Annotated in this window: 3 protein-coding genes; 2 read left to right on the top strand and 1 reads right to left on the bottom strand. The window is 74.3% G+C overall.

Annotated features, from left to right (window positions below):
- A partial coding sequence (locus tag H5J30_RS21745) for a sensor histidine kinase (RefSeq protein WP_181789066.1) occupies positions 1 to 1,484 on the top strand: 1,484 nt, incomplete at its 5' end.
- Between the two features lie 100 nt (positions 1,485 to 1,584).
- Positions 1,585 to 2,403: a DUF4097 family beta strand repeat-containing protein gene (locus H5J30_RS21750; RefSeq protein WP_181789067.1), complete on the top strand. Its 819-nt coding sequence runs from the start codon at positions 1,585 to 1,587 to the stop codon at positions 2,401 to 2,403.
- Here H5J30_RS21750 and trpS read toward each other — a convergent pair.
- Positions 2,381 to 3,442, bottom strand: a complete 1,062-nt coding sequence (gene trpS, locus H5J30_RS21755) for a tryptophan--tRNA ligase (protein WP_181789068.1) — start codon at positions 3,440 to 3,442, stop codon at positions 2,381 to 2,383. The two genes, H5J30_RS21750 and trpS, sit on opposite strands and share 23 nt — an antisense overlap.
- Positions 3,443 to 3,707 lie beyond the last annotated feature (265 nt).

Consider the following 3,707-nt stretch of genomic DNA (forward strand, 5'->3'; position numbering starts at 1 on the left):
CCGGCGTCGACCTGCGCTGGATACGTATCGCCGCCGTCCCCCTCCTCGCCCTGGCCGTCGCCGCTGGCCGCACCCGCCCCCTGCTCGCCGCCGCGATCCCCGCCGGCCTGGCCCTGGCCGCGACACCCGAGCTGTTCACCAACCAGTTCGTCCTCGCCCAGGTCGCCCTCTCCTTCCTCCTCGGCCGCCGCACCGACCGCCCGCGCAGCGCGCTCCTGCTCTTCGGCGCGATCGCCGCGGCCGGCCTCGTACTCGCCTCCGCCGTCCCCGAAGCGACGTTCTCCGGCTGGGCGACCCTCGTGCTCACCGTGCTCTTCGCGATGGTGCTCCCGTGGCTGCTCGGCCGGTACGCGCGCCAGCACGCCGCGCTCATCAGCACCGGCTGGGAGCTGGCCGAGCGGCTGGAGCGCGAGCAGGAGCTGGCCGCCGACCGCACCCGGCTGCGCGAGCGCTCCCGTATCGCCGGGGACATGCACGACTCCCTCGGCCACGAGCTGACCCTCATCGCCGTACGCGCCGCGGCCCTCCAGGTCTCCCCGGGCCTCGACGACGCCGCCCGCAAGGAGGCCGCCGACCTGCGCGAGGCCGCGGCGACCGCCACCGAGCGGCTGCGCGAGGTCATCGGCGTGCTGCGGGAGGACGGCGAGGGCGCGCCGGCGCACCCGGCGGACGACAGGGTGGAGGAGCTGGTCAGGCGGGCGGCGGCGTCGGGGATGCAGGTGGAGCTGGTACGCGGCGAAGACGCGCCCGGCACCCCGCCCGAAGCCGCCCCGCTGCCTCCGGTGGCCGACCGGGCGGTCCACCGCGTCGTCCAGGAGGCGCTGACCAACGCCGCCAAGCACGCCCCCGGCGCCCCCGTGACCGTCCGCCTCCGCCGCGACGCCGACCACGCCGAGGTCACGGTCGCGAACGGGCCACCACCCGCCAGTGCCGCAAAATACCTGAAAGCATCACAAACGTCAGGGGGCTACGGCCTGGTCGGCCTGGACGAGCGCGTCCGCCTCGCCGGCGGCGCGCTTCGTGCACAGCCTGTGGACGGCGGTTTCGCCGTCACCGCCCGCCTCCCCCTCACCCCCGGCGCAGCCCCCGCCCCGCCGCGGGAGTACGCCGCCCGGCGCGAACTGGCCGCCGCACGCCGCCGCGTACGCCGCGGCATCGTCGACGCGATCTGGGTCCCGGTCGTCGGCACCGTCGTCCTCGGCGTGCTCCTCTTCGGCGCCGACCTCTACACCTCGTACCGCTCCGTCCTCGACGCCGACACGTACGACACGCTGCGCATCGGCCAAGCGCGCGACACCGTCGAGCCCCGCCTCCCCGCCTACGAGGCCGACGTCAACACCCTCCCCGCCGCCCCCGCCGACCCGCCCGGCACCGACGACTGCCTCATCTACCGCACCACCCCCTTCACCCTCGACCCGTCCTACCGCCTCTGCTTCACCGACGGCCGCCTCTCCCACAAGGACGAGGTCGACGCCGACCCGTAGCCCCGGGCAAGCACCGCCGCCGACCCGGGGGTTACCCCCACCCGCGCCCGGTGGCCCGCAGGATGGGGCGCGGGCGCCCCCGTCCGTAGCGTCGTACGACATGAAGCCGAAGCCCGCGACCCTCGCCCTCCCCGCGCTCGCACTGGTCCTCGCCGCCACCGCGACCGCCTGCACCCAGTCGGTCGGCGACGGCAAAGCCGAGAACCGCACCTTCCGGATAGGCGCCGACGCCACCACCCTCACGATCGACGCCGACGACACCGCGGTGGAGCTGGTGCCCGTCGACCGCGAGGGCGGCGAGATCGCCGTCACCCGCTGGTTCAAGGCGGAGAAGTGGAACGGCGACGTCGGCACCAAGTGGTCGGTCGAGGGCGACACCCTCCGACTCCGCACCAAGTGCAGCGGCGTCATCGTGAGCTGCGACTCCCGCTACCGCGTCGAGGTCCCGCGCGACCTCGCCGTCAAGATCGACGGCAGCGACGGCCGCATTGAGGCCACCGGCTTCGACACCCGCCTCGACATCGCCAGCGGCGACGGCTCGGTAGAGGTCGCGGACGCCGGCGGCCCCCTGAACATCGAGGCCCGCGACGGCTCCGTCCGCATCGACGGCGCAGCCGGCCCCGTCGACGTCGACGCCCGCGACGGCTCCGTCCGCGCCACGGACCTCACCGCCGCCCACGTCACCGCCTCACTCGGCGACGGCAGCCTCCACCTGGGCTTCACCGAAACCCCGGACGAGGTCACCGCCGAGTCCCGCGACGGCGGCCTGACGCTGGAGCTGCCGAAGGCGCCGTACCGGGTGAGCACCGACGTACGCGACGGCAGCACCGACGTCACCGTCCCGCGCGACCCGTCCAGCCCGCATCGCATCAAGGCCGCCACCGCGGACGGCAGCGTCACGATCCGCCCGGCGAACTGACCGCACCGAAGGCGGGCAGCAACCCGGCCGCGTCGTACGCCGCATCCACCCGCGGCCGCGCCATCCCCCGGGCCCGCTCCGCCCCGCGCCGCAGCACGCCCTCGACGTACGCCGGATCGGCACTCAGCTCCGCGTGCCGCTCCCGCACCGGCCGCAGCGCCTCCACCACGGCCTCGGCGGTATCGCGCTTGAGCTGCCCGTACGACGTGTACTCACCCGCCAGCTCCGCCGGCTTCCGCCCGCTGCACCCGGCCAGGATCTCCAGCAGGTTCGCCACCCCCGGCTGCGCCTCCCGGTCGTACGCCACCTCGCTCCCGCTGTCCGTCACGGCCCGCATCACCTTCCGCCGCACGGTGTCGGGCTCGTCGAGGAGATGCACGATGCCGGCCCGTGTCGACGGCCCGTCGTCGGACTTGCCCATCTTCGCGGCGGGGTCCTGGAGGTTCATCACCCGCGCGGCGACGGACGGGCGGGTGACCCGCGGCACGGTGAACACCCGCCCGTAGCGCTGGTTGAACCGCTGCGCCAGGTCCCGCGCCAGCTCCACGTGCTGCGCCTGGTCGTCGCCGACGGGCACCTCGTCGGCGTCGAAGGCGAGGATGTCGGCGGCCATGAGCACGGGGTACGTCAGCAGCGACAGCCGCACGCTCCCGCCCTTGGCCCGCTCCCGCGCGGCCTTCTCCTTGTACTGGATCATCCGCCGCATCTCCCCGTCCGCGGCCGTGCACTCCAGCAGGTACGACAGCCGCGCGTGCTCGTCGACGTGACTCTGCACGTAGACAGTGCACACCTCGGGATCGAGCCCCCCGGCCAGCAGCAACTGCGCGGCCTGCCGACTGAGCCGCCGCAGCCGCGCGGGCTCGTACGACACGGTCATGGCATGCAGGTCGACGACGCAGAACAGCGCGTCGGCCTGATGCTGATCCACCTCGACCCAGCGCCGCACGGCACCCAGGTAGTTCCCGAGCGTCAGGTGCCCGGTGGGCTTCACCCCGCTGAAGATCCGTACCCGCGGGTCCCGCGATCCGTACGCCGTCATCGTCGTCCCTCTCAGCCGCTGCCGAAGACCGCCGCATCGGCGGCCGGCGGGCGGGAGAGCCACGCGAAACGGCCGCCGAACCGGCGGCCGTTGAAGTCGTGCGCACGCACGCACCCGAGGTCGGCCGCCGTCAGGCGGCCCACCACTGCTGGGTTCGCGCACGTGCTGTCACGCGTCCCACCGTATCGCGGAGCTACCCTGGAAGGGCGGGGACAACCGGCCACGACCGGGTCCGCGCGGCGGTGCTTGACAAGGACGTCATGGA

The sequence above is a fragment of the Streptomyces phytophilus genome (assembly GCF_013870535.1).
In the GTDB taxonomy this organism is placed as follows: Bacteria; Actinomycetota; Actinomycetes; order Streptomycetales; family Streptomycetaceae; genus Streptomyces; species Streptomyces phytophilus.